The following is a 23,789-nucleotide window of genomic DNA, read 5'->3' as shown; positions in this document are numbered from 1 at the left end:
CGTACCCCGGGGTCAGGGTTCGTGCACAGGCCCCGGCAGCGCCTTCAAGCCAATCCACAACACCCCGATGACCACGTTGATCGGCACGCTGAGCACGCCCGGCACGTAGAACACCGCCGACAGGCCGGGCGTCTTGAGCCCCAGCTCCACCAGGCCGCCCAGGGCGTAACAGAGCAGCCCGCACCAGAGCCATCGGCGCATATAGGCCAGCAGCCAATGCGCGTGCGCCTTGTTGAAGCGCCACGCTGCTGAACGCTCGAACAGGTTGCCGTGGCTGGCGTCCTTGAACAGCCAGCCGAAGAAGAAGTAGCGATACAGCAGGGTGCGAAAGGCAAGCTCTTGCATGACGACTCCTTCACCCGCGGCCCCGTGAGTCCAATTCGTTCCAGCGTATCAAGGAATCGCCGTCTGTGAAGCCGATTCTTTGCAGCTGACACAGTCAAGCACCGGATGGCCTGAGGCCCCCAACCCCCTCTTCTGCCCACCTTACCCATGCCAACGCCCCGCCACTTCGCGGGACGTTTTGTATGCCTGTGTATCTGCCACCCGCGTCGATACGTGCCCTGACAGAAATGGGGGTTGGGCGCTACGTGCGTGATACGTCAGCCGTCTTAAATGCGTCTCGTGGCCCGGCGCTGCATGACAACAAAGCGAATCCCGGCCGCGCAATCCCAACGCAACCCCTCTCTCCAAGGAACACGATCATGACCCGCATCGAGAACGTGCTGTACACCGCCAAGGTTCGCGTCACCGGTGGCCGCGACGGCCAGGCCCAGAGCAATGACGACCGCCTGAACCTGAAGCTCTCGCCCCCGGGCAGCAGCGGCCGTGGCACCAATCCGGAGCAGTTGTTTGCCGCAGGGTGGTCGGCCTGCTTCATCGGCGCGATGGGCCGCGCTGCCAGCCAGATGAAGATCAAGCTGCCGGCCGACCTGGCACTGGATACCGAAGTGGACCTGGGCACCACCGACGATGCCTACTTCCTGCAAGCCCGCCTGAACGTCAGCCTGCCGGGTCTGGATCGTGAAGTGGCGCAAGCCGTGGTGGAAGCCGCACACCAACTCTGCCCGTACTCGAAGGCCACGCGCGGCAACATCCATGTCGAACTGAATCTGGTCTGACGCCATCCGCAGCCAGCCCGGTGTGATTGGGCTGGCCACCGCTCCCAACCTTTTACGGACTTGAGATCATGCGCACCTACTTACGCGCCGCCCTGGTGGCGATTGCCATTGGCGCGGCCTACTTTGCTGCCACCGGCGCACGTGCCTACAGCCCATTCAGCGCACCTGCGGCCAACGGCAGCGCCGCCCCCGACTTCACCGGCATTGACCAATGGCTGAATTCACCACCGCTCACCATGAGCAGCCTGCGCGGCAAGGTGGTGCTGGTGGATTTCTGGACATACTCGTGCATCAACTGCATCAACACGCTGCCCTACGTGAAGCAGTTGCATGAGAAGTACAAGGATCAGGGGCTCGTTGTGGTGGGCGTACACACGCCCGAGTACCCGTTCGAGAAGTCGACTGCGAATGTGCAGGCCGCGCTCAAGCGCTTCGACATCCGCTATCCGGTGGCGCAGGACAACAGCTACGCCACATGGACGGCCTTCCACAACCAGTACTGGCCCGCCCAGTACCTGATCGACGCCGATGGCCGCATCGTCTATCAGCACTTTGGTGAAGGGCGTTATGCCGAAACGGAAGCCGCCATCCAGAAGCTGCTGGCAGAACGCAAGCCGGCACAACCTGCGCGTTGACGCCATCACCCCAAGGGGGACGACGCCTTGGGGTGTGGCGGAATACGCCACCACGTGAGCACCACTGCCAGCAGGAACGCTACGTAGCTCACGGCAAACACCCACAATGGCAGATCGTAGTAGAGCAGCGCGCTCACCCAGCGCTGGATGAAGCCGCTTGAACCGGCCGAACCGGTGCGCAGCCGATCCTCCAGCACCGTGAGCGGACATGGCACATCAAGCACCGCCAGCCCGGCAACGATGCTGATGGCTGCGAGATGAACAAAGCGGAAGACGCGATTGCGTGCCCAACTGCGTTTGCGCGCTGCACCGACCCAGATGGCAACGAGCCCGCCCACGATGAACAGGACGAGCAACGCGTGCAGCACGAGCACGGCATCGGCCAAGGCAGTCATGCACTCAGGACCTGCTGATGTTCCGGAACGCCCAGTGTCTGCCCAAAACCGGGGGAGCGCTACAGGGCCCGGCTCAGCTCGCCAGCTTCTTGAACGTCTCCAGCACTGCATCCCCTTTGAAGGGTTTGACGATCCAGCCCTTCACGCCAGCCGCCTTGCCGCGGTCCTTCATGGCCGGGCTGCTTTCCGTAGTGAGCATGATGACGTTGACCGTCTTGTTGCCCAGCTCGCCGCGCACCTTCTCGACCATGGTCAGGCCGTCCATGTTGGGCATGTTCACGTCGCTGATGACCAGCTTGAGGCCGGGGTTGGCCTTGATCTTTGCCAGGCCGTCTTTGCCGTCCACGGCGGTATCCACAGCCAGGCCATTCTTCTTCAGGAAGCCGGCCACCTCGTCGCGCACCGTGCTCGAATCGTCGACCACCAGAATCTTGCTCATGGGTTTTTCCTCGTTCTCAATCTGAATCAAAACAATTCCAGTTCACCGCTGGACTCGACCTCGTCACGCACGTCGGCCACGAAGTTCAGCGGTGCATGGGTGCACACACACACCGTTGCGGCCACCCGCACGGCGTCATTGATCGTGACCGTATAGGCGGCCATGTACCCCGGCTTGAGCGCATCCAGATACGGCAGGCAGCGCGCGCTCACCACGTAGGGCGTCGACATGCCCAGGTCCGGAAACACCTGCAGCAGTTCCTGGTTCACCGCCCCGCAGCACAGGTTGCCGATCTCCAGGCGTGCTTCTTCAAACGAGCGGCCGGTGCCTTCTCCGGTGAAGTACGCACGCGTCGCCTCGTCTTCATCAAAGCGCAGCACCAGCAGCAGGCGGAATACGATGGATGAGATGGTCAGGATCATGGCCTGCTCACCGCCAACGGCATCGCCCTGGGCCGCGGCGGCCACTTCGCAGGTGTCTTCCGCATGCAACGCAAGCCTGCAGCGCGCGGCCTTGCGGAAGATGCGGTCGAAGCTGTCTTGCGCGTTACTGCTGATCACGTCATACCTGCCTGATGGCTTAATGAAGCTGGGTTTGAAACTGGTTCGCCAATGCCTCGACGCTCGACAACGACGCCGTGATCATCTTCCCGCCCGCCTGAATGTCCTGGAACGTGGCAGTGGTGGTCAGGTCATTGAGATGCAGGCTGTTGCGATAACTCTTGGACAGCTCTTCCGAGCGTGCCGCAAGCGAGCGCACCTCACTGGCGACCACGGCGAAACCGCGGCCTGCCGTACCCGCACGCGCCGCCTCAATGGATGCGTTGAGCGAGACGATCACCACATGGCGCACGATCGACTGCAACTCCTGGTTCTTGGCGTGCATGTCGTGGTTCTGCTCCATGAGCGAGATCATCTGCTCATGCCAGCGCTCGAAGGTCAGCGCCAGGCCACGCAGGCGTGCAGCTTCGTCCGTAATCTGCCGGGCGCGGCTGGCCCATTGCTCCTTGGCCTCTGCGGCCGACTGCAGCTCGGTGCGCAACTGCTCAACAAGCTCTGCCTGGTCGGATGCGGCGCTCTGCATCTGCGCGACGGTGGCTTCCAGCGTCTGCGCCTCGCGCGTGCCGGCCTCTACTTGTGCGGTGTGCTTCGCCAAGTCACTCGATAGTGCGGCAATGCGGTGCTCGGCGTCGCTCAGCGTGCGCATCAGCGCGTTGAGCCTGTGTTGCTGCGCCATCCACGCCAGCACTCCCAGCACCAATCCGCCGGCCAGCGCGGCCAGAACAATCGATCCCATTACGACGCTTCCTTATCCATATCCATGTGCACGTCCGCCTGGCCGCCGAGTGCCGCGTTCACGCTGTCCACCGCAAAGCGCTCGGGCAGGCAGACCACGGTCTGGAACTGGCGAAACGCTGCTCCCTTGTGGTCATCGGTAAAGCGCAGCTCGATGCGGCCCTGCTCACGCTTGAGGAACTCCAGCACGGCATCCATGCCAACACCGCGGCCGGAGACTTCCGTCACCGTCTCGGCGGTCGAGAAGCCGGGGCGGAAGATGAACTGCGCAATGTCTTCGTCGCTCGGGCGCTCTTCCGCGCCAATCCAGCCACGTTCGACGGCGATGTTGCGGATGCGATCGAGCGCCAGACCGCGTCCGTCGTCGCACAGCGTGATCTGCAACATGCCCTGGTCGACACCGACTTCGAGGTCGATCGTGCCGGCTGCCGACTTGCCAAGCGCAGTGCGCACGTCGGGCGTTTCGATGCCGTGGTCGATCGAGTTGCGCAGCAGGTGCGTGAACACGTTCTGCAGAATGCCGCCGGCTTCCGTGCGCACGCGGTAGCCGTTGTCGTCGATGTGCACGGCGGCCGGTTCCTTGCCCAGCTCGCGCGCCAGCGACGGCAGCGATTGCAGCACGCCCGACAGCATCTCATCCACCGTTTCGCTGCCCAGCAGACGCAGTAGGTGATAGACGGAATCGCGCATCGACACCAGCTCGTACAGGCTGCCTGGGTTGGCCGATTCCAGCAGGCGCAGGCTTTCCTGAATGCGCGACATGGCGTCCGGCACCACCTGCACAGCACCGCCTTGGGCTGCACCACCCTTGCGGCCCAGCTTGCTTTCGTTGATGCGCGCGTAGTTCTCGATGGCCTCGCGCACGCGGGTCAGTTCCTGCATGAGCCAGTCCTGGTCCCACGTATGCTCGCTGCCGGGCTCGCGCAGCGCGTGGTAGGTCTGCTCGGTCTCGTGCACGACGTTGGTCAGGTGCTGCAGGTTGTACGTGCGGGCGTTGCCCTTGATGGTGTGCATGTTGCGGAACAGTGCCGCAATGGCCGCGCTGTCTGCCTGCGAGTACTGGCGGATGATGCGCTCGTTCTCGTGCACGAAGCTGGTGGAGCTGTCGATGAAGTGCTGGAACTTCTCCTGGCTCACCGCCAGGATCTCGCCGATCATCTCCAGGTTGCGACGCTGCTCGCTGGCCTCGGCAGCAAGCTTGCGCAGCTCGGTCACATCGCGCACACACAGCATCAGGCGCAGGATGGTGTCGCTCTCATCGGTGATGGCCGACCACGACAGATCCAGCGTCTTCACGCGGCCATCCGGCATGCGCTTTTCCACCTCGCTCGCCAGCAAGTGCTGGTTGAAGGCAAAGTTGATGATGTCCTGCCCCAGGCACGCATCCACTGCCGCGTCCACCTGTGACAGTGCATCGGCGCCCAGGCTGGTATCGGCAAAGATCAGGTCCATCAGCTTGCGGCCAGCAATCTCCTGCGTCTCGAAAATCGACTCCAGGTAGATCGAGTACTCCTCGTGCACCACGCCGGCATCGACCACGGTCAGGATGCCCTGCTGCATGTTCTGCAGCATCGCCTGGATGTCGGCCGTCTTCTGCTTGAGCAGCGCCTGGTTCTCCTGGATCTTCTCGATCATCTGGTTGAACGCCACCACCGAGTGACCGATCTCGTCCATGCGGCCCACCGGCACGCGGCGCGTGAAGTCCTGGCTGGTGGCGATCTCGCTCATCTCACCCTGCATGCGCGTGAGCGGGCGGGTGATCTGGCGATACAGCAGCATGCCGATGGCGGTCAGCAGCACGATGGCCACGCCGCTCACCACGCCGATGGTGGTGGCCGTGCTGGCGAGCTTGCCGTTCAGGCCGGCAATGGCCTCGTCCTTCTCGCGGTTCTTCTCGATGCGCAGCGTCTCGACAATCTTTTCCAGCACATCGCGATAGCTGGCCACGTTGGCAAACAGGAAGGCTTGCGCAAGCTCGTTCTTGCCTTGCACCTTCATGTCGGTGGTCTGCTGGATGGCCTCGAAATAGCTGTCGACGGTTTCCTTGGCCTGCGTGACCAGCCCTTCCTGTGCATGGCTGTTGGCGCGCTTGGCCTGCACGTCCAGCGCGGCACGCAACGCGGCTTCCTTGGCCTTCAGGTCTTCCTTGGCCTGCGCGACGATGTTGTCGTCCGGCGCATACACCAGCACCATCGTCGCCAACTGCACGTCCTTGACGAGCGACACCAGATCGGCCGACGCCAGCGCGCTCGGCACCACACCCTCGGTCACCTGCTTGACCTCGGACGCGCTGCTGCGTGTCTGGTAGACCGCATAGCCGCCAATGGCCGCCAGCGCGACAAACATCAGCACGATCAGCAAAGTAATACGGTGACGAATCGTCATTTGAAATTCTCTCGGTCCAATCGCCGACCCCTTCAAAAGTGGGGGGCATCCTTATGCGTTACCGAACTTCGGAGGCGCAATTATTGGAGTCGAAAGATGACCAATCGATGACTGCCACAGCAGAAAATATGGCATTGCAACATCGCATCACCGCATGCGAGCATCAGGCCGCACACCCGCATGCTGCTTGGATCCTGGCTGAAATGGCGTCGCACCCTACTCAAGTAGGGATTAGCCGAAAAAGGCTAAAGTTTTTCGCATCACCGCCGTTATTTCTGCGCCAATTTATTAACCGGTTATTGATAAGGTTATTTCCCACTCATTTACCCGGAATTTGGAAAAAAGGCGTTTCTAAGCTTCTCACTGCATATCTGCGGCCGCACTTGCAAATCGTTGCCAAGTGGCTACCGCCCCACGTTCCTGCCAGAATGGTCTGCTGATCCCCCACGGAGGCAGACCCACATGAAGAAGCGTGCACCCGAGACCGCGGCACCGGCATCCGAATTGATCGACGCCAAGATCGCCGAGCTGAATGACTGGCGCGGCGAGATGCTTGCCAAGCTGCGCGCGCTCATCCTGGCGGCAGACCCCGAGGTGGTCGAAGAATGGAAGTGGAGCGTGCCCGTCTGGTCGCACAACGGCATCCTCTGCACCGGCGAGACCTACAAGCAGACGGTCAAGATGACGTTTGCCAAGGGCGCGTCCGTGCCGGACCCCGCAGGCCTCTTCAATTCCAGCCTGGAAGGCAACACCCGACGCGCGATTGATTTTCGCGCGGGCGACAAGGTGAACGAGAAGGCTTTGAAAGCGCTCATCCAGGCCGCCGTTGCCCTGAACAAGTCCACCGCACGGCGCTGAGATTCGGCGAACCGCCAGGGGCGGTAAGATGCGGCCCCTGCATCCGGGGCATCGCCCTGGCCAACCAACGGAGTGATTTCAGTGATTCAGCCGAGCAACGTATTCAAGGACAACCTTGCCCAACTGCCCGCCATTGACGGCATCGAGCGCATCGATCTGGTCGACGGCAAGGGCGCCGTGGTGGCCGACATCGAGAACAAGCCCGGCAAGCAGGGCTCGCTGGCGGTGTATCACTATCTGCAGCAGGCCTTTGGTCAGCTCGACGCCAACGCCGCCGAGCATGGCCTGGCCGTGTTTGCCGAGCACACCGTCGATGCGCGCAACCGCCCGGGCGCACACCCGAATGTGGACCGCCTGCTCGCCATTGCGGCCGGCGGCGAGGCGCTGCGGATCGAGGTTGTCGCCCGCGCCTGATACGTTAGCCGCATCGCCCTGCATGGGCAGTTCTGTGGGCGGGCATGACAGCAAATCTCATCGGATGATGACGCCGAACAATGCCCCCATCTCACTCACAGTCAGTCTCCGCACGCAAACCATGAAGCTCAACCGGATCCTGCTGGTCACCAGTGCCGCGCTATTGGTTGCACTCCCTGCTGCGGCGCTGGCCTTCGCCAAGCCGCTGCGCGTCATTGCCCCGTCGCTCATGCCGGGCATCTCCTGCCCTTTGCCCAACATCTGCACCGACGACATTGCCAGCCTGGGCGATGCGCAACGGCTGTACCAGGAGGGCTACGCCAAAACCGCCGATGTGGTGGGGCCATTCCAGCGCGCACCGCGCATGGTGTTTTGCACAACCACGGCTTGCGCCGATACGTTCGGCATTGGGCGGCGTGCGGCGGAAGCCGTGGGCAACCTCGGCCTGGTCATTGCGCCGCGCGGGTGGAAGACCTATTACGTGACGCACGAGTTGATCCATTTCCGGCAAGCAGAAGTGCTTGGTAACTATGCCGTGGCAACCCGCCCCGGATGGTTGATCGAGGGCATGGCCTATGCGCTGAGCAATGACCCTCGCCACCCGCTGGGCGAGCCGTTCGAGCAATGGCGATCCGGCTTCGAAGCCTGGCATGCAACCCTCGGCACGCGCGACCTGTGGGACGCGGCAAGAGATATCCGTTAAACGGCGCGCAGACAGCAATGGACACCAACATGGATGCGTCACGCCCCGCACAGGCAACCAACGCGCTGAGCGTGCTCGCGGTCTTCCTCAAGCTGGGGCTGACGTCGTTTGGCGGCCCGGTGGCACACATCGGGTACTTCCGCCGCGAGTTTGTCGAGCGGCGGCGCTGGCTTGACGATGCCACGTTCACTGATCTAGTTGGTTTGTGTCAGTTCCTGCCGGGGCCGGCCAGCAGCCAGGTAGGCTTTTCGATCGGCTTGCTGCGCGCCGGGTGGCTTGGCGGCCTGGCTGCGTGGTGCGGGTTCACGCTGCCGTCCGTCGTGCTGCTGATTGCCTTTGCCATGCTGGCGCCAACGCTCGGCGGCCCCTTGGGTGATGGATTGATCCACGGGTTGAAGCTGGTGGCGGTTGCCGTGGTTGCGCAGGCCGTGTGGGACATGGCGCGGCGCTTGTGCCCCGATTTGCGTCGGGCCGGCATCGCACTGGCAGCCATCGTGCTGCTGGGGCTGACGGCTTCCGTCTATGCGCAACTCATCGCCATTGCGCTCGGCGCGGTGCTTGGCCTTGCACTGTGCCGAGACACATCCGTGACAGGCGTCACCGCTGTGGCTGCACAGCACGCGGAGTTCCGCATTTCCCGCAGCGCTGGCGCCATCGCGCTGGTGCTCTTCTGCGTGCTGTTGTTCGGGCTGCCTGCGTTGTCGCAGGCCGGCGCGGGCGATGCCGTTCGCGTGTTCGACGCGTTCTACCGTTCGGGCGCGTTGGTGTTTGGCGGCGGCCACGTCGTGCTGCCGCTGCTGCAGGAGCAGACGGTTGCCACAGGGTGGATCACCTCCAGCAACTTTCTTGCCGGATACGGCGCCGCACAAGCGGTGCCCGGCCCGCTCTTCACGTTCGCAGCGTTTCTTGGCTGGATGATGAGTGGCGTGCCCAACCACCTGGCCGGCGCCGTGCTCGCCACGGTGGGCATCTTCTTGCCCGGCTTGCTGCTGGTCGTTGCCGCGTTGCCGTACTGGCAGGCGTTGCGCGCACGTAGCGCAATGGCGGCACTGCTGGCGGGGGTGAATGCCGCAGTGGTTGGCGTGCTGGCGGCCGCGCTGTACTCGCCCGTCTGGACCAGCGCCGTGCGTTCGCCTCCGGATTTTGCGATCGCTGCGGTCGGGTTCTGCCTGCTGACGCGGTGGAAGCTACCGCCGCTCGCCGTGGTGGCCTTTTGCGCTGTCGCGGGCATTGCCCAGGCCACCCTCCTGCACTAACGCCCGCGTCAATGCAAAGCGCGCTGCGCCGTCCAACGCTTGTAGCGCCGCGTCTGGCAAGCGTTGGCCAACTGCTGCATCACCAGCGCCCTGAATGGCGAGACACGCGGGTTCGTACCACGCCCTTGGCTCAGCCGCTGCAATTGGAACTTGACGACCGCCATGTTGGCCAGCGAGCCCAGCACCTTGTTCTTCCAGGTAATCGGGCGCAGCACTGGTGCAGTGTTCTTGCCAGCCTGCCAATCGCGCGGCAGGTTCGGATCGATTGACAGCGCGGTCGCAATGCCAACCATGGCGATACCGCCGTCGACCACCTGCTCTGCCACCGCACGGCGGCGGATACCGCCCGTGACCATCAACGGCATCTGCGCGATTGTGGCAATGTCTCGCGCGAACTCCAGGAAGTACGCCTCACGGGCAAGCGTGCGGCCATCGCGGGCCAGCCCCTGCATGGCCGGCGCCTCGTAGCTGCCGCCTGACAACTCCACCAGATCAACGCCCAGCGGGTTGAGCAGTTCGACCACGCGCTTGGCATCGTCCGGGCTGAAGCCGCCGCGCTGGAAATCGGCCGAGTTCAGCTTGACCGCCACCACAAACTGCGGCGACACCGCACCGCGCACCGAGCGCACGATGTCGAGCAGCAGGCGTGCGCGGTTCTCGATTGCTCCACCCCATTGATCCCGCCGCTTGTTCGTGATCGGGGAGAGAAACTGACTCAGCAGATAACCGTGCGCCGCGTGAATCTGCACGCCGGTAAAGCCGCTTTGCTCCGCCAGCACCGCTGTGCGCGTGAAGCGTTGCTGCACGTTGGCGATGTCGGCGGCGGTCATCTCCCGGGGCACGGGAAACTGCTTGGACAGCGCGCCCAGATCCATCGCCACGGCAGACGGTGCCAGCGTGGTCTGACCAAGTGCGGCTGGCATCTGCCGGCCCGGGTGGTTGATCTGCATCCAGACGTGTGCACCGTGGGCGCGCGCGGTTTGCGCCCAGCGCCGGAAGCGGTCCAGATGGGCATCGTCTTCCAGCACAACGCCGTTCGGCCCGGTCATGGCACGGTGGTCCACCATGACGTTACCGGTGAGCATCAGACCCGCTTTGCCATTGGCCCAGGCTTCATACAGGCGCACCAGCGCATCGGACGGCGCGTGGTCCGCATCGGCCATGTTTTCTTCCATGGCGGCTTTGGCCAGGCGGTTGGCAATCACCGCACCATTGGGCAGCGTAAGAGGCGTGAACAGCTTCATGAGGGGCATCCCGGTTTGACGACGCCCTAACCTTAAGCTTAAAGTCGACTTTAATGTCAAGACCCAGCGCATGCGTATGAAAATCGGTGAACTGGCGGAGCTGAGTGGCGTAGCCGCCTCGCGCATCCGCTTTTACGAAGCCAGCGGCCTGCTGCAGCCCGCACAGCGACAAGCCAACGGCTACCGCGAGTACACGCCCGACACGCTGACCCGGCTGGAGATCATCCTGTGCGCGCAGGGTGCGGGGTTCTCGCTGGAGGAAATCCGCGCCATCCTGCCGCCCGATCTGGACAAGTGGCCGCATCAGGAACTGCTGGAAGCGCTGCACCGCAAAATCAGCGAGATCGAATTGCTGGAGCAGCGCCTGGCACAGACCAAGCACCACCTGCTCGCGCTGGTGGGCGACATCAACAACCGCACGGAAGGCGAGAGCTGCGCAGGGCGGACCAAGCGCGTACTGGACAAGATCACGCAGAGCGCGGCGAAAACACCGTCGGCAGACCTGCAAACGCGCCGCACAAAAAAGCGCGCCTGATCCACGCGCTCCTTCCGGTTGACACGGGTTGCACGTTGCGGCCCAAGGGCACGCGGCGTAGCATGGAAAAGCCGTTTTTTCCGCGCTTTCCGGGAGATCGCCCATGTCTGCCCAGCACGAAGAAAAAGTCCGCCAGCACATGGCGGATGCAGTGGCCCTCGCACGCGGACGTGCACCAGACATTGCCGCACTGTTCGAGCCGTTCATGCGGCACTACTACGGGCTGGCAGACCCCGAAGACGTCGTCTCGCGCAGCGTGGCCGATCTCTACGGCGCGGCGATGGCCCATTGGCAGCTCGGCCAGAAGTTCGTGTCAGGGCAGCCACGTGTGCGGGTCTACAACCCGAGCCTTGAGCAGCACGGCTGGTACAGCGGCCATACGGTGGTCGAGATCGTCAACGACGACATGCCGTTCCTGTTCGACTCCGTCACCATGGAGATCAACCGACAGGGCCTCGCGCTGCATTCCGCCTGCCACCCCGTCTATCGCATGCGGCGCGATGCGGCCGGCACCCGTCTGGCAGTGGAAGCCGGCGGTGTGCTGCGGCCGGCAGCACTCGCGGGCGACACCCCCGCCGATGCCGATGCCGATGCCGAGACCATCGATGAGAACGGCAAGCGCGACGAAAGCGCCCACTACGAGTCCTACATCCACATCGAGGTCGATCGCTTTTCTGAGCCACAGCGGATACAGGCGCTGCACGACGGCCTGGTGCGCGTGCTGCGCGACGTACGTGCGGCAGTGGAAGATTGGAAACCGATGCAGGCCGCTGCCCAATCCGCCATCGACGCGTTGGGCGCCCGCGCCGCACAGGCCTCTGCCGACGAAACCGAACGCGCAGAGATTGCCGAGGCGCAAGCCTTTCTGGCCTGGATGCTCGGGCGGCATTTCACCTTCCTTGGCTATCGTGACTACGAACTCGTCGTCAAGGAAGACGGTCACTACCTGCAGGGCCTGCCCGGCACAGGGCTGGGGGTGTTGCGCGAGGCGTTTCGCGATCCTGGCAGCCCCGACCTGTCGCGGCTCGCCCCCGGCGCAGTCAAGATCATCGATGCGCCTGCGCCCATCTTCCTGACCAAGGCCAACTCGCGCGCCACCGTGCACCGGCCCGGCTATCTCGATTACGTGGGCGTGAAGCGCTTTGACGCCAACGGCCGCGCATGTGGCGAGCGGCGCTTCCTGGGGCTCTACACCTCCACCGTCTATATGGTGCCGGCCGAGAGCATTCCGCTGGCGCGGCGCAAGGTTGCCAGCGTCATTGCGCGCACCGGCTTCCTGCCGAACGGCCACCTTGCCAAGACGCTCGTGTCGATTCTCGAACAGCATCCGCGCGATGAGCTGTTCCAGATCGACGGTGAAGAGTTGCACGACCTGGCGCTCGGCATCCTGCGGCTGCAGGAGCGGCAGCGCACGCGCCTGTTTGTACGGCGCGATCGCTTTGACCGCTTCGTGTCGTGCCTTGTATTCGTGCCGCGCGAGAAGTTCAACACAGACTTGCGCATTCGCATTCAGAAGCTGCTGCAGGACGCCTATCACGGTACGGGGGTTGAGTTCACACCGCTGCTGTCGGAATCAATGCTCGCGCGCATCCACATTACCGTGCGCACACAGCCGGGCAACGTGCCCGAGGTGGATGTGACCGAGCTGGAAGAGCGTATCGTGCAGGCCGCGCGGCGCTGGCAGGACGACCTGGCTGACGCCCTGCTGGAGCGCGGCGGTGAGGAGCGCGGCAACCGCCTTCTGCGCCGCTATGGCGACGCCTTCCCCGCAGGCTTCCGGGAGGACTACCCCGCCCGCCTTGCCGTGCGCGACATCGAACTGATGGAACCACTGCTGGCGGCGGCACCATCAGCACCGCCAGCCGCTGCCGCCGGCACGCTCACGATGCAACTCTACCGGCCGCTCGAAGCCCCCACCGGCGCACTGCGCTTCAAGATCTATCGCGCGGGCGAGCCAACCTCGCTGTCGCGCAGCCTGCCGATGCTTGAGCACCTTGGCGTACGCGTCAACGAAGAGCGCCCTTACTGCGTCGAGCCTGCGGACGCGGCACCCATCTGGATGCACGACTTCGGCATGGAGACCATCGACGGCAGCGAGGTCGATCTCGACGAAGCACGCGTGCGCTTTGAAGACACCTTTGCACGCATCTGGACGGGCGATGTCGAGAACGACGATCTGAACCGTCTGGTGCTGCAGGCTGGCCTGACCTGGCGCGAGGTGCGCATCCTGCGTGCGTATGCGCGCTATATCCGCCAGATTGGCTCGACGTTCAGCAACGCTTACATGGAGAGCGCACTCACGGGCAATCCGTCCATCGCCCGCGCACTGGTCCACCTGTTCCTGGTGCGCTTCGACCCGGCGCTCAATGCAACCGAACGTACGCACGATGCCGACAAACTGCGCGCGCAGATTGCCGAAGCACTCGAAGAGGTGCCGAACCTGGACGAAGACCGCATCCTGCGTCAGTTCCTGGGCGTGCTGGAGGCCACGCTGCGCACCAACTACTTCCAGAATGCCGCAGACAACGGCCAGGCAGGGCAATCGAAGCCCTACCTGTCGTTCAAGTTTGATCCCGCACGCGTGCCGGGCCTGCCCGAACCAAAACCGATGTTCGAGATCTGGGTGTATTCACCGCGCGTGGAGGGCGTGCACCTGCGTGGTGGCAAGGTTGCCCGCGGTGGCCTGCGCTGGTCTGACCGGCGCGAGGACTTCCGCACCGAGGTGCTGGGGCTGGTCAAGGCGCAGATGGTCAAGAACACCGTCATCGTGCCGGTGGGTTCCAAGGGTGGCTTTATCGTCAAGCAACCGCCGCCCGCCAGTGACCGCGATGCCTATCTTGCCGAAGGTGTGGCGTGCTACCAGACCTTCCTGCGCGGCCTGCTCGACCTGACCGACAACTACGTCGACGGCCGCCTCGTGCCGCCGCGCGACGTGGTGCGCTATGACGAGGACGACCCCTATCTGGTGGTGGCCGCCGACAAGGGTACGGCCACGTTCTCGGACTACGCCAACGCCATCTCTGCGGAATACGGCTTCTGGCTGGGCGATGCGTTTGCCTCGGGCGGCTCGGTCGGCTACGACCACAAGAAGATGGCCATCACCGCGCGCGGCGCGTGGGAATCGGTCAAGCGGCACTTCAGCGAGATGGGCGTCGATACGCAATCGCAGGATTTCACCGTGGTGGGCGTGGGCGATATGTCGGGCGACGTGTTCGGCAACGGCATGCTGCTCTCGCGCCATATCCGTCTGCTGGCGGCGTTCGATCATCGGCATGTTTTCCTCGATCCATCGCCCGATGCGGCCACCAGTTTTGCCGAGCGTGAGCGCATGTTCAACCTGCCGCGTTCAAGCTGGGCCGACTACGACAAGACGCTGATCAGCCCCGGGGGCGGCATCTTCCCGCGCACAGTCAAGTCGATTCCACTATCCCCCGAAGTCCGCGCGATGCTGGATGTGACAGCGACGGAGATGGCGCCGAATGATCTGCTGCACGCCATTCTCAAGGCGCCGGTGGATCTGCTCTACAACGGCGGCATCGGCACCTACGTCAAGGCCAGCAGCGAAACGCACGCCCAGGTGGGCGACCGTGCCAACGACGGGCTGCGCGTAGACGGCGCCCAACTGCGCTGCAAGGTCGTGGCCGAAGGCGGCAACCTCGGCTGCACGCAGCTGGGCCGCATTGAATATGCGCTGCACGGCGGCCGCATCAACACCGATGCCATCGACAACTCCGCCGGCGTCGACTGCTCGGACCACGAGGTCAACATCAAGATTCTGCTCGGCCTGGTGGTGGCGGATGGCGAGATGACGCTCAAGCAGCGCAACACCTTGCTCGCGGAAATGACCGACGAGGTGGGCGAGTTGGTGCTGCGCGACAACTACTTCCAGACGCAGGCGCTCTCCCTTGCACGCACGCGCACCACGCAGTGGCTGGATGCGGAAGCGCGGCTGATGCGCTACCTGGAACGCACCGGGCGCCTGAACCGGCTCATCGAATTCCTGCCGCCTGACGAGGAGATCGACGCCCGGCGGGCCGCCAGCGGCGGCCTCACCACGCCGGAACGCGCGGTGCTCATGGCCTACAGCAAGATGTGGCTGTACGACACGCTGCTGGCCAGTGAGCTGCCCGACCAGCCCTTCGTGGCCGATGGCCTGCCTGGGTACTTTCCGCATCCGCTGCTGGCGCGCTGTGGCCCGACCATGCCAAGGCACCCGCTGCGGCGCGAGATCCTCGCGACCCTGCACGCCAATGCGCTCATCAACCGTGCCGGCGTGACATTCGTGCACCGCCTGGCCGAAGAGACCGGTGCCGAGCCGCTGGCCGTGGTGTGGGCTAGCCTCGTGGCGCGCGCGGTCTATCGGCTTGACCCGCTCTGGGAGCAAGTCGACGGGCTCGATGCGCAGGTACCGCACGAAACGCAGACCGCGCTGTTCACCGCATTCGCACAACTGCACGAGCGGGCCGCGCTGTGGTTCCTGCGGCGGCGCATGTCAGATGTGCCGGCCACGGTTGAGCGCTTCCGCGACGCGGTGGACGCGCTGGCGCCGGAAGTGGACGGCTTGCAGACGGAAGACTCCGCGCGCACCGCAGCACAACAGCAGCAGGCCCTGACCGACGAGGGCGTGCCCGAGGTTCTGGCGCGCACGGCGGCAGGTGTGCCCGCGCGCGTGTCGCTGCTCGACATTGCCGAGGTGGCCACCGCAAGCGGTTGCGATGCCAAGCTCGCCGCACGCGTGTACTTTGCGCTCGACCAACCGCTTGGCTACGGGTGGCTGCAGGGCGGCATCCTCAACCTGCCCACGCAAACCCACTGGCAGATGCTGGCGCGCGCCACGTTGCTTGAAGAACTAGGACAACTGCGCCGCAGGCTGACCGGCTCGGTGCTGCGTGATGCGCCCGCCGGTGCAGGAGCAGAAGCGCTGGTCGAAGCCTGGAAAGCCGCCCGGCAAGACGCACTGGCACGCTACAACCGCGTGATTGCCGATCAGGTGGCCGCAGGGCAGGCAGATCTGGCCATGCTGTCGGTGGGGCTCAAGGCGCTGGCCGAAGTGGAGGCTTGAGCGAAGCGCACGCCTGAACGCACCCCCTCTCCTGTGCGGCGGCCCCACCACTTCTACCGTGGTATCTTGGCCGCCGCGTCGTGAATCCGCCGCCTGAGCGCGCCATCCGGTGCGCGCTGCCGTATCGGCCGCTGCATCAGCGGCATGGCAGGCACCTGCGACTCACGTTGCGCATCCGACAGAAATCACACATGGCTAAAGGCCGCATTCAGGCCGTATCAAAGTTGTTGGGGGCGGGATGATCATCGGGATTGATCTGGGAACAACAAACAGCCTGGTGGCCGTTTGGGAAGACGGGCGGCCACGCCTGATCCCGAACAGCCTTGGGGAATACCTCACACCCTCCTGTGTGAGCCTGGACGAAGACGGCACCATCCTGATCGGACGGGCGGCGCGCGAACGGTTGCAGACGCATCCGGACAAGACCGCCGCCGTGTTCAAGCGCTTCATGGGCAGCGAGCGCACCCTCCGCCTTGGCAAACGCGAGTTTCGTGCAGAAGAACTCTCCGCGCTGGTCCTGCGCGCGCTCAAGGAAGATGCCGAAGCCGCGCTGGGCCAGCCGATCACTGAAGCCATCATCACCGTTCCCGCCTATTTTTCCGATGCGCAGCGCAAGGCGACGCGCGCGGCAGGTGTCATGGCGGGCCTCAAAGTCGATCGGCTGCTGAACGAGCCCACGGCGGCAGCCCTGGCGTACGGCATCCATCAGCTTGGCGCCGAAACCCGCTTCCTCGTCTTCGACCTGGGCGGCGGTACGTTTGATGTGTCGGTGCTCGACATGTTTGAGGGCGTCATGGAAGTCCGCGCGTCTGCCGGCGACAACTTCCTCGGTGGCGAAGACTTTGTCGCCTGCATCATCGACCGCTTCTTCGAGCAGGCCAAGGCACCGGCCAAGCTCAAGACCGATACCGCATTCATGCAACGCCTCACCGCGCAAGTCGAGGCGGCAAAACGTGCGCTGTCGGAACAGCCGACGGCGACGATCGAAGTGGTCCACAACGGCGATACGTACACGCTGGCGCTGGATGAAGCCACGTTCGAACAGATCTGTGCCCCGCTGCTGCAGCGGCTGCGTACCCCGGTAGAGCGCGCCTTGCGCGATGCCAACCTGCGCGGCACGGATCTCGACAAGATCGTGCTGGCCGGCGGCGCCACGCGCATGCCGATGGTCCGGCGCATGGTTGCCCGCATGTTCGGCCGTTTTCCGGAGTGCGAGATCAATCCAGATGAGGTTGTGGCGCTGGGCGCTGCCGTGCAGGCTGGCCTGAAGATGAAGGATGCCGCGCTGGATGATGTCGTCATGACGGACGTCGCGCCCTACTCGCTCGGCGTGGCCGTGGCCATGCGGCTGCCGGACGGCTCCTATACCGACGGCCACTTCGACCCGATCATCGAGCGCAACAGCCCGGTGCCGATCAGCCGGGTGAAGGACTACGCCCCGGTTCGTGAGGGGCAACGCGAGCTGGATCTTCACATCTACCAGGGCGAGGCGCGGCTCGTAACAGAGAACATCCTGCTGGGCACGTTGAAGGTGCCCTTGCCGAACCTGACACGCGCCCAGTGCGCGGTCGATGTGCGCTTCACCTATGACGTCAATGGCCTGCTGCAGGTCGAGGCCACCGTGCAGAAGACCCAGGAAACGGTGAGCCTCGTCATCGAAGACAACCCGGGCCTGCTGTCTGAAGAGGAGATCGCAGCGAAGCTCGCCGCGCTGTCGACGCTCAAGATCCATCCGCGTGATCAGATGGAGAACCGCACCCTGATGGCGCGCGCGGAACGGCTGTATCAACAGCTGCGCGGCAACGAACGTGAATGGCTTGGCGCTCAGATCCGCTTGTTCGAGGCTGCGCTGGCATCGCAGGAGATGCACCGCATTCAAGCCGACCGGCAGAAATTCAGCGAGCTGATCGAGCACGTCGAGCGCCAGATCCGTGTCTTCCCACAGCCCGAACCCCAAGCCTGATTCGCGAACGGAACGACCATGGCGCCGCGCTTTCTGCAGCAGCTCGAACTCGATACCACAGCGGATGAGCGCGCGATACGGCGTGCCTATGCGCAGAAGCTCAAGAAGATCGACCAGGAGGCCGACCCAGCCGGTTTCCAAGCGCTACGTGCTGCCTATGATGCGGCACTGACGTGGGCGCGGCAGCCCAGCCGGTCCGCGCCGGAGCCGGACCTCGACGCAGGGGCCGAAGCCGACGCGGCGCCAAGCCCGGCGCCCACGCCATCCTTCGCGCCGCCAAACGTGGCATTCCCCACGCTGCGTGCGGAGCCAACAGCCCCACCGCCGGTGGCACCAGCACCCGTGCCGGCACCGCAGGACGAGGCGGCGGCAGAGGCCAACGCCGCGTTCACCAGCTTCATGGATGGGTTCAAGGCTGCCGCCGCCAACCCGAAGACCATGCCGGATTACCACACGTGGCAGGCCGCGCTTGAAACGCTCATGGCCGGCGATGCACTGATCAGCATGACCGCGCGGGAGCTGTTCGAGTACCGGTTCGCGGCCCTGCTCACCCAGGGTTGGAAGCCGGGCCATGAAGCGCTGCTCGTCGCGGCCACCAATGTGTTCCGCTGGAACGAAGACCGCCGGCACCTTCAGAACTTCGGAAACGTGGGCTTCGTGCTCGACCGCGCCCTGCAGGAACGCGCGCTGTTCGATCGCCTGCCGCCGAAGGATCGTGCGCAGCAACGCGCGCTCATCCAGCGCTTGCGCAATCCGTCGGAGCCGAACCGTCGGGAGCTGCAGGACTCTTTCCTACTGCTGGAGAACACGGTCAGGAATTTTCCAACGTGGCTGGGCATCATCACCGACGTCAGCCAACTGCCGCGTTGGAGAGAACTGTATGCCGCGTTGCCGCCTGGCAAGCGCGGCAAGCAAGTACCCCCGGGGCAACTGCCACAGCACCCAACCTCCACCGGATCACGCAGGAGTGGCTGGTGGATGGTGCTGCTGCTTGTCATCCTGGTGAATGGTGCTCGCCTCCTCAGCAATGGCTCGGGGCCACAGCCGACCGTGTCTCCGGGGCAGAGCACCATCGCCAACAAGCTCCTGGTACCAACCGATCCGATGCCCGTGCCTCCACCAACGCAGGCATTCAGCTCAGACCCGGTCGACCCGCGCCACGGTCGGCAACCGCCGCCACCGCTCTCGCAGAAGGCCGTTGCGGCGCTCGTCAGGAAAGCACCAAGCCCCGAAGTCTGCGACGAGGTCTTCCGAATCACGCAGGTCTATGACCTTGACACGCCTTACCAGAGTGCGAACCCCGGCCCGGCATTCGATCGTCAGATCGTCGCCTGCGTTGCGAAGCGGCATTGGCCGATGTCGATGATGAGCGACGTATCCGTCCAGCAAGCACTGAGCCGCGAGAAGGCACGCTTGGCTGCGAACAACAAAAAGCTCCAGGCCGACATCGACCATCTCTATCTACGTGGCGACAAGCCGAACCCGTTACCACCGGCACCCGCGCCGCGCCTGCAGGGCATCTTCAAGGAGTCCACTGCGACCGGCGCATCGGCCAACGTGGAGTGACCACCGCGCACATCGTGTGGCTTTCCTGAGGGCTTCCAAGCAACCAATGCATTCTTAGAACGCGTGATGCCTGACATTCTCTCCACGGCGGTAGTTGCTGCGATCGTCGGCCTGGGTGCCGCAGCAGCGATGATTTACTTGATCCAGGTTTTGCCGCGCCGCGAGGAGGCGCATTGGCGGCTGGAAGTCGAGCACCACATGCACGCGTTTGAACGTGCTTCGACCCCTTCGACCCTATCGCAGTACTCGCTGACGCTGCTCGATAAGATTGTCGTTCTGGTGGCTGCACCTGCAACGGCGGCCGTCATCCTGATCTTGCAAGGCGTATCCGCCGACAGCCTGCTGCTGTGCTTCTACTGCTTTGCACTCGTGATGCTTGCCATCACCGGCATCAAGTACCTGATCCTGCCCGACTTCGTGGTGCTGCCCGTGCTGTGGGTCGGGTTGCTGCAGCACGCCTACTTCGGCAGCAGTGCGCAAGCAGTATTTGGTGCAGCGGCGGCGTACATGGCTGCAACTGCCTTTGGCGCACTGGTCCAACTGCGAAGAGGGAGAGAGCTCTCCTTAGGCGGTGCAGATGCCAAATGCCTTGCAATGGCGGGCGCCTGGTTTGGCATCAGCGCCGTGCCAACCTTGCTGATCGTGCTGGCCGGCACGCTGCTTCTCTGGGGGACCGTCAGACTCATTCTGCGCCAGCCCCCCGATCAACCGGTTCCCATCGCCCCCGCACATGTGGTGGCATCCCTTGTTGCTGCTGCAGGAGTCCGGCTGCTGTAGGCAGCGTATCCCGCGGCAACAGTGCGTCCTCAGTTCCCGCTCGCCCCTGCTGCGCGCGTCTGATAGCGAAGCAGATGGTCGGTGCCGGATTCCGACAGCCACAGCTCACCCGGCCGCCCCATCATCTGCCGCACACGCGCATGCGGCCGAGGCATCGGCAGCACCTCGAACGTTTCCGTGCGCGGGTCAAAGCGCACCAGCGCATTGGCGGTCCACTCACTGAGCCAGACGATGTCCTGATCGTCGACAAAGATGGCGTAGGCGTGCGGGTCTTCACCCGGCAATTGCCATTCGCGCCATTGATGGGTTGCCGGATCGAACATGCCGACCTTGCCGGCATTCCACTCGCTGATCCAGACATGCCCCTTTGAGTCCGCCCACACGCGACGCGCGCCCTGCTTTGGTGTTGGCGGCTCGATGACCTGCGCGGCGCCGCTCACACGATCGATATGGCCCAGGTAGCTGCTGGCCAGCGATGCGAAGTACAGGTTGCCGTTGGGGGTGACGCAGATGCCGTATGCGCCGGGGCCGCGCGGTGCATCAAACACGCGCATCTTTCCGCTGGCCGGGTCCAGCTCGCCGTAGATACCGCTCTGCCCGGTAAACCACAGGTGCCCCTGCTTGTCGAACACGGCGGTGTTCAGGTTGGCGCCGGCGCGGTTTTTCGGCAACGGAAAACGCGTGACGGCAAGCGTCTTTGGGTCGACGCGCACGATGGCATTGAGGCCGCCATCGGTAATCCACGCGGCCTGATCAGGGCCGACGATCACGCCATGCGGGGCTGACCCGGTGCCCAGCGCAACACGATCCACCTTGCCGTTGCGTGGGTCCAGCCGCCCAACCGCAGCTTGTGCCTGCGCGGTGTACCACACGGTGCCATCAGAGGAGGGAGCGACATCGTGCGGCGCACTGCCGATCGGCACGGCAAATCCTTCAAACGATGACGATCGCGGCGGCTGTGCCTGCGCCGTACCGATGGCGAATGCGATGCACGCGAGCGCTGCCATGCCTGTTTTCTGACCGATCTTCAGCATGTCCGCCTCCATGCGAGGGACCCCGACCGCTTCATTGTTGCACCGATACGGTCGCAGTCCCAACCCGCATTCAAGTACCTCAGCGCATTAAAAAAGGCCCATGCGAATACATCGCATGGGCCCCTTTGGACTGTCATGACATCAGCGGATCAATGCTCCATGTGCTCGCGCATCTCGCGCTCGTGCATCTCATGCTCGCGGGCTTCACGCTCACGGCGGGCACGCAATTCGCGCTCGTGATCCCTGGCCGCCTCTTCGTGCATCTGCTGACGGTCGCGCATCGCGTCGTGGCGCTCCTCGGCTCGCTTCTCTGCATGTTCAATGCGCTCCGCACGTTCGCGGTCCTGGCGGAGTTCGCGATGCTCTTCTGAGCCCGGACCCACAGGCGGTGCGGTCTGCGCATAGGCGGCGGTTCCGGCCAGGGCAAACAGTGCAGCAATCAACGTGTGCTTGGTTTTCATGGTGGCTCCTCGTGAGGTTCATGGTGCCTCACCTGGCGGTGCCGACGCGCCGGTCCACGAAGGCCGTGTGCCCGCAACATCCCGCGCAGAGGTGGACACCAGTGACTCAGCAAGAAGCTCGCCCCGCGCACTTGTGCCGGAGTGGAAATCAACCATGTGCCGGCTGTATCGCAATCAGAGCGATCACAACCGTTCGCGTGCAGCCGACGGTCAGTGGTGCTCCGAAAGCCGCGCGCGATGGAAGCAGCAAACCGCAACAATCACGACCGGAAACCGGGATGGCCGCACACCAGAATAAGGAGAGGCACGCGCTTGAAGCCGCGCTCAGTGGGCGGTCGCGGCGGCCAGCCTTCGGCCGCTTGAACGAACATGGCCCGACGCTTTGAGGAAAACATAACCCTGGAGTGTCACCCGCGCGTAGCAGCGGTCGGGGCCACGATGCTCCAGCGTGACGAGCTGTCGCTCGATCAGCGCTTCAACATCCGCGCGATCCAGTTCATCGGGCTCGGCACCATCGTTGACGAGAAGCAGGACGGCAAATTCATGGGGACTCAGCACAGTCGACTCCAGCAGTTTGTCGGTCACGGAAGGGCCGCCGTGACGATAGGCTTGATTCACTGACACCATGAGCACTGCAAGAGCCGATGGAGATGAGAGAGAGCGTGCTGTGCCGGCCTGCAGGAGAACCAAGCATAGGCGTGTGCGAATGACCAATCAAGGCGCCTGCACGCCACGTCAACGCCAGGCTGCAGGCCGATGTTTGGTGCCCGAGCACGCTCGCGGTGCAACATACGTTTGCCTTGTCAGGGCGCGCGCGGTCGACAACGATTGCGCCAGCCGCGCGTTTGCACTGCAGCGACTATGCAGCGACGTTTAGTCCTTTTGCGTTAGCCCTTTTGCTTGTTGCAACGACGTCTTGCCGGTTCTGCTGCGTTCAACCGTCCACCGGTTGTTCGGGCATGTCCAGGTTCAATTGATAGAACGCGGCATCCAGCCAGCGGCCGAACTTGAAACCGGCTTCTTTGACAGTGCCCGAGTGCACGAACCCCAGGCGGGTGTGCAGGCCGATGCTCGCCCCGTTGGCCGCGTCAATGCAGCCAACGAGAACGTGCACCTGCTTCTCTTTCGCGCGGCGGATCAGCTCGCGCAGCAAACGCTCGCCAAGCTTGCGACCACGGCATGCATGGTGCACGTACACGCTGTGCTCCACTGTGTACTTGTAGGCGGGGAATGCGCGGAACGTGCCCCAACTCGCAAAACCCAGCAATCTGCCCGCGCCATCGACGGCCCCCACCACCGGAAAGCCACCCGCACGCTTGGCGGCAAACCAGGTCTCCATGGCCTGCGGCGGACGCGGCACATAGTCGTACAGCGCCGTGGAGTTGACGATAGCCTCGTTCAGGATTTCCAGAATGGCCGCTGCGTGTTCAGCCTCGGTGCAGTCGATCAGGCGGATGTCGTCATGCGTTTCAGGGGAAGTCATTCAAGTGCCTCTTGCTGGGTATGCGCTGTTGCGGCGCGGCGCACGTTGGCGGCGCCAAAGACGGTGTCAGGTGGTGCGATGATTTCCATCATACTGGATTTGCGCATCCAGTAAACTGGAATTCGATGCTCATGCAGCGCGGCAAGCGACATTCGGCTTTCGC

24 protein-coding genes are annotated in these 23,789 nt (G+C 63.9%); 12 read left to right on the top strand and 12 right to left on the bottom strand.

Features of this window, described 5'->3' with window-relative positions; genetic code table 11:
* Positions 1–12: 12 nt before the first annotated feature.
* Complete coding sequence (locus tag ACS13N_RS22590; protein ID WP_438933829.1) at positions 13–345, bottom strand: hypothetical protein; 333 nt, start codon at positions 343–345, stop codon at positions 13–15.
* 359 nt (positions 346–704) lie between these two features.
* On the opposite strand from ACS13N_RS22590, the gene ACS13N_RS22585 reads away from it, so the two are divergent.
* Positions 705–1,121 (top strand): organic hydroperoxide resistance protein, encoded by a 417-nt coding sequence (locus tag ACS13N_RS22585; protein ID WP_438933828.1) that lies wholly within the window; start codon positions 705–707, stop codon positions 1,119–1,121.
* Positions 1,122–1,189: 68 nt separating this feature from the next.
* Positions 1,190–1,756 (top strand): thioredoxin family protein, encoded by a 567-nt coding sequence (locus ACS13N_RS22580; protein ID WP_438933827.1) that lies wholly within the window; start codon positions 1,190–1,192, stop codon positions 1,754–1,756.
* Positions 1,757–1,761: 5 nt separating this feature from the next.
* Here ACS13N_RS22580 and ACS13N_RS22575 read toward each other — a convergent pair whose 3' ends face one another.
* The 5 genes from ACS13N_RS22575 to ACS13N_RS22555 form a co-directional block, all read right to left on the bottom strand.
* Positions 1,762–2,151 carry a DUF2784 domain-containing protein gene (locus ACS13N_RS22575; RefSeq protein WP_438933826.1) on the bottom strand — a complete coding sequence of 130 codons (390 nt, stop codon included), beginning with the start codon at positions 2,149–2,151 and terminating at the stop codon, positions 1,762–1,764.
* Positions 2,152–2,224: 73 nt separating this feature from the next.
* Entirely contained in the window at positions 2,225–2,590 is a 366-nt protein-coding gene (locus tag ACS13N_RS22570) for a response regulator (protein ID WP_021193405.1), read from the bottom strand.
* A gap of 26 nt (positions 2,591–2,616) precedes the next feature.
* The gene (locus ACS13N_RS22565; RefSeq protein WP_438933825.1) at positions 2,617–3,150 is read right to left on the bottom strand and encodes a hypothetical protein; all 534 of its coding nucleotides are present in this window, start codon (positions 3,148–3,150) and stop codon (positions 2,617–2,619) included.
* Between the two features lie 19 nt (positions 3,151–3,169).
* Positions 3,170–3,886, bottom strand: coding sequence for a methyl-accepting chemotaxis protein (locus tag ACS13N_RS22560; RefSeq protein ID WP_438933824.1), 717 nt, complete (start codon positions 3,884–3,886; stop codon positions 3,170–3,172).
* The gene (locus tag ACS13N_RS22555) at positions 3,886–6,270 is read right to left on the bottom strand and encodes a HAMP domain-containing protein (RefSeq protein WP_438933823.1); all 2,385 of its coding nucleotides are present in this window, start codon (positions 6,268–6,270) and stop codon (positions 3,886–3,888) included. Before ACS13N_RS22555 ends, ACS13N_RS22560 begins: the two co-directional genes overlap by 1 nt.
* 107 nt (positions 6,271–6,377) lie before the next feature.
* Here ACS13N_RS22555 and ACS13N_RS22550 point away from each other — a divergent pair, with 107 nt between their 5' ends.
* The 5 genes from ACS13N_RS22550 (at position 6,378) to chrA (ending at position 9,501) form a co-directional block, all read left to right on the top strand.
* Positions 6,378–6,710, top strand: a complete 333-nt coding sequence (locus tag ACS13N_RS22550; protein WP_438933822.1) for a hypothetical protein — start codon at positions 6,378–6,380, stop codon at positions 6,708–6,710.
* A 22-nt stretch (positions 6,711–6,732) separates the two neighbouring features.
* Complete coding sequence (locus ACS13N_RS22545) at positions 6,733–7,128, top strand: DUF1801 domain-containing protein (protein ID WP_438933821.1); 396 nt, start codon at positions 6,733–6,735, stop codon at positions 7,126–7,128.
* 81 nt (positions 7,129–7,209) lie between these two features.
* Complete coding sequence (locus ACS13N_RS22540; protein ID WP_438933820.1) at positions 7,210–7,542, top strand: DUF2322 family protein; 333 nt, start codon at positions 7,210–7,212, stop codon at positions 7,540–7,542.
* A gap of 121 nt (positions 7,543–7,663) precedes the next feature.
* Positions 7,664–8,245 carry a hypothetical protein gene (locus ACS13N_RS22535; protein ID WP_438933819.1) on the top strand — a complete coding sequence of 194 codons (582 nt, stop codon included), beginning with the start codon at positions 7,664–7,666 and terminating at the stop codon, positions 8,243–8,245.
* A gap of 17 nt (positions 8,246–8,262) precedes the next feature.
* The gene (chrA, locus tag ACS13N_RS22530) at positions 8,263–9,501 is read left to right on the top strand and encodes a chromate efflux transporter (RefSeq protein ID WP_438933818.1); all 1,239 of its coding nucleotides are present in this window, start codon (positions 8,263–8,265) and stop codon (positions 9,499–9,501) included.
* A gap of 8 nt (positions 9,502–9,509) precedes the next feature.
* Here the strand turns inward: chrA and ACS13N_RS22525 are convergent, their stop codons facing one another.
* Positions 9,510–10,745: an NADH:flavin oxidoreductase/NADH oxidase family protein gene (locus ACS13N_RS22525; RefSeq protein WP_438933817.1), complete on the bottom strand. Its 1,236-nt coding sequence runs from the start codon at positions 10,743–10,745 to the stop codon at positions 9,510–9,512.
* Positions 10,746–10,821: 76 nt separating this feature from the next.
* Between ACS13N_RS22525 and ACS13N_RS22520 the strand changes: the two genes are divergently transcribed.
* From ACS13N_RS22520 to ACS13N_RS22500, 5 genes are all read left to right on the top strand, one after another.
* Entirely contained in the window at positions 10,822–11,280 is a 459-nt protein-coding gene (locus ACS13N_RS22520) for a MerR family transcriptional regulator (RefSeq protein WP_438934472.1), read from the top strand.
* Between the two features lie 103 nt (positions 11,281–11,383).
* Complete coding sequence (locus ACS13N_RS22515; protein ID WP_438933816.1) at positions 11,384–16,342, top strand: NAD-glutamate dehydrogenase; 4,959 nt, start codon at positions 11,384–11,386, stop codon at positions 16,340–16,342.
* A gap of 238 nt (positions 16,343–16,580) precedes the next feature.
* Complete coding sequence (locus tag ACS13N_RS22510; RefSeq protein ID WP_438933815.1) at positions 16,581–18,305, top strand: molecular chaperone HscC; 1,725 nt, start codon at positions 16,581–16,583, stop codon at positions 18,303–18,305.
* Positions 18,306–18,323: 18 nt separating this feature from the next.
* Positions 18,324–19,871, top strand: coding sequence for a hypothetical protein (locus tag ACS13N_RS22505; protein WP_438933814.1), 1,548 nt, complete (start codon positions 18,324–18,326; stop codon positions 19,869–19,871).
* A gap of 66 nt (positions 19,872–19,937) precedes the next feature.
* Positions 19,938–20,648, top strand: coding sequence for a prepilin peptidase (locus ACS13N_RS22500; RefSeq protein ID WP_438933813.1), 711 nt, complete (start codon positions 19,938–19,940; stop codon positions 20,646–20,648).
* 29 nt (positions 20,649–20,677) lie between these two features.
* Here the strand turns inward: ACS13N_RS22500 and ACS13N_RS22495 are convergent, their stop codons facing one another.
* The 5 genes from ACS13N_RS22495 to ACS13N_RS22475 form a co-directional block, all read right to left on the bottom strand.
* A complete protein-coding gene (locus ACS13N_RS22495) occupies positions 20,678–21,682 on the bottom strand; it encodes a Vgb family protein (RefSeq protein ID WP_438933812.1) in 1,005 nt (334 codons plus the stop codon).
* Positions 21,683–21,831: 149 nt separating this feature from the next.
* Positions 21,832–22,143, bottom strand: coding sequence for a hypothetical protein (locus ACS13N_RS22490; RefSeq protein WP_438933811.1), 312 nt, complete (start codon positions 22,141–22,143; stop codon positions 21,832–21,834).
* A gap of 324 nt (positions 22,144–22,467) precedes the next feature.
* Positions 22,468–22,728, bottom strand: a complete 261-nt coding sequence (locus ACS13N_RS22485; protein ID WP_438933810.1) for a hypothetical protein — start codon at positions 22,726–22,728, stop codon at positions 22,468–22,470.
* A gap of 349 nt (positions 22,729–23,077) precedes the next feature.
* A complete protein-coding gene (locus ACS13N_RS22480; protein ID WP_438933809.1) occupies positions 23,078–23,626 on the bottom strand; it encodes a GNAT family N-acetyltransferase in 549 nt (182 codons plus the stop codon).
* Positions 23,623–23,778 (bottom strand): hypothetical protein, encoded by a 156-nt coding sequence (locus tag ACS13N_RS22475; protein WP_438933808.1) that lies wholly within the window; start codon positions 23,776–23,778, stop codon positions 23,623–23,625. The genes ACS13N_RS22480 and ACS13N_RS22475 overlap by 4 nt, the downstream gene beginning before the upstream one ends.
* Between the last annotated feature and the right edge of the window lie 11 nt (positions 23,779–23,789).

Origin of the sequence: Ralstonia sp. 24A2 (assembly GCF_051783885.1) — a bacterium.
In the GTDB taxonomy this organism is placed as follows: Bacteria; Pseudomonadota; Gammaproteobacteria; order Burkholderiales; family Burkholderiaceae; genus Ralstonia.
Note: the sequence above shows the minus strand (reverse complement) of the source record. Positions and strands in the feature narration are given on the sequence as shown.

Bases quoted from the DNA above. Each gene is read 5' to 3' on its own strand.
- ACS13N_RS22515 (WP_438933816.1), top strand. From the start codon at position 11,384: ATGTCTGCCCAGCACGAAGAAAAAGTCCGCCAGCACATGGCGGATGCA.
- ACS13N_RS22545 (WP_438933821.1), top strand. From the start codon at position 6,733: ATGAAGAAGCGTGCACCCGAGACCGCGGCACCGGCATCCGAATTGATC.
- ACS13N_RS22575 (WP_438933826.1), bottom strand. From the start codon at position 2,151: ATGACTGCCTTGGCCGATGCCGTGCTCGTGCTGCACGCGTTGCTCGTC.
- ACS13N_RS22475 (WP_438933808.1), bottom strand. From the start codon at position 23,778: ATGTCGCTTGCCGCGCTGCATGAGCATCGAATTCCAGTTTACTGGATG.
- ACS13N_RS22500 (WP_438933813.1), top strand. From the start codon at position 19,938: ATGCCTGACATTCTCTCCACGGCGGTAGTTGCTGCGATCGTCGGCCTG.
- chrA (WP_438933818.1), top strand. From the start codon at position 8,263: ATGGACACCAACATGGATGCGTCACGCCCCGCACAGGCAACCAACGCG.
- ACS13N_RS22505 (WP_438933814.1), top strand. From the start codon at position 18,324: ATGGCGCCGCGCTTTCTGCAGCAGCTCGAACTCGATACCACAGCGGAT.
- ACS13N_RS22570 (WP_021193405.1), bottom strand. From the start codon at position 2,590: ATGAGCAAGATTCTGGTGGTCGACGATTCGAGCACGGTGCGCGACGAG.
- ACS13N_RS22525 (WP_438933817.1), bottom strand. From the start codon at position 10,745: ATGAAGCTGTTCACGCCTCTTACGCTGCCCAATGGTGCGGTGATTGCC.
- ACS13N_RS22520 (WP_438934472.1), top strand. From the start codon at position 10,822: ATGAAAATCGGTGAACTGGCGGAGCTGAGTGGCGTAGCCGCCTCGCGC.
- ACS13N_RS22585 (WP_438933828.1), top strand. From the start codon at position 705: ATGACCCGCATCGAGAACGTGCTGTACACCGCCAAGGTTCGCGTCACC.
- ACS13N_RS22510 (WP_438933815.1), top strand. From the start codon at position 16,581: ATGATCATCGGGATTGATCTGGGAACAACAAACAGCCTGGTGGCCGTT.
- ACS13N_RS22555 (WP_438933823.1), bottom strand. From the start codon at position 6,270: ATGACGATTCGTCACCGTATTACTTTGCTGATCGTGCTGATGTTTGTC.
- ACS13N_RS22480 (WP_438933809.1), bottom strand. From the start codon at position 23,626: ATGACTTCCCCTGAAACGCATGACGACATCCGCCTGATCGACTGCACC.
- ACS13N_RS22490 (WP_438933811.1), bottom strand. From the start codon at position 22,143: ATGAAAACCAAGCACACGTTGATTGCTGCACTGTTTGCCCTGGCCGGA.
- ACS13N_RS22580 (WP_438933827.1), top strand. From the start codon at position 1,190: ATGCGCACCTACTTACGCGCCGCCCTGGTGGCGATTGCCATTGGCGCG.
- ACS13N_RS22535 (WP_438933819.1), top strand. From the start codon at position 7,664: ATGAAGCTCAACCGGATCCTGCTGGTCACCAGTGCCGCGCTATTGGTT.
- ACS13N_RS22560 (WP_438933824.1), bottom strand. From the start codon at position 3,886: ATGGGATCGATTGTTCTGGCCGCGCTGGCCGGCGGATTGGTGCTGGGA.
- ACS13N_RS22550 (WP_438933822.1), top strand. From the start codon at position 6,378: ATGACTGCCACAGCAGAAAATATGGCATTGCAACATCGCATCACCGCA.
- ACS13N_RS22590 (WP_438933829.1), bottom strand. From the start codon at position 345: ATGCAAGAGCTTGCCTTTCGCACCCTGCTGTATCGCTACTTCTTCTTC.
- ACS13N_RS22495 (WP_438933812.1), bottom strand. From the start codon at position 21,682: ATGCTGAAGATCGGTCAGAAAACAGGCATGGCAGCGCTCGCGTGCATC.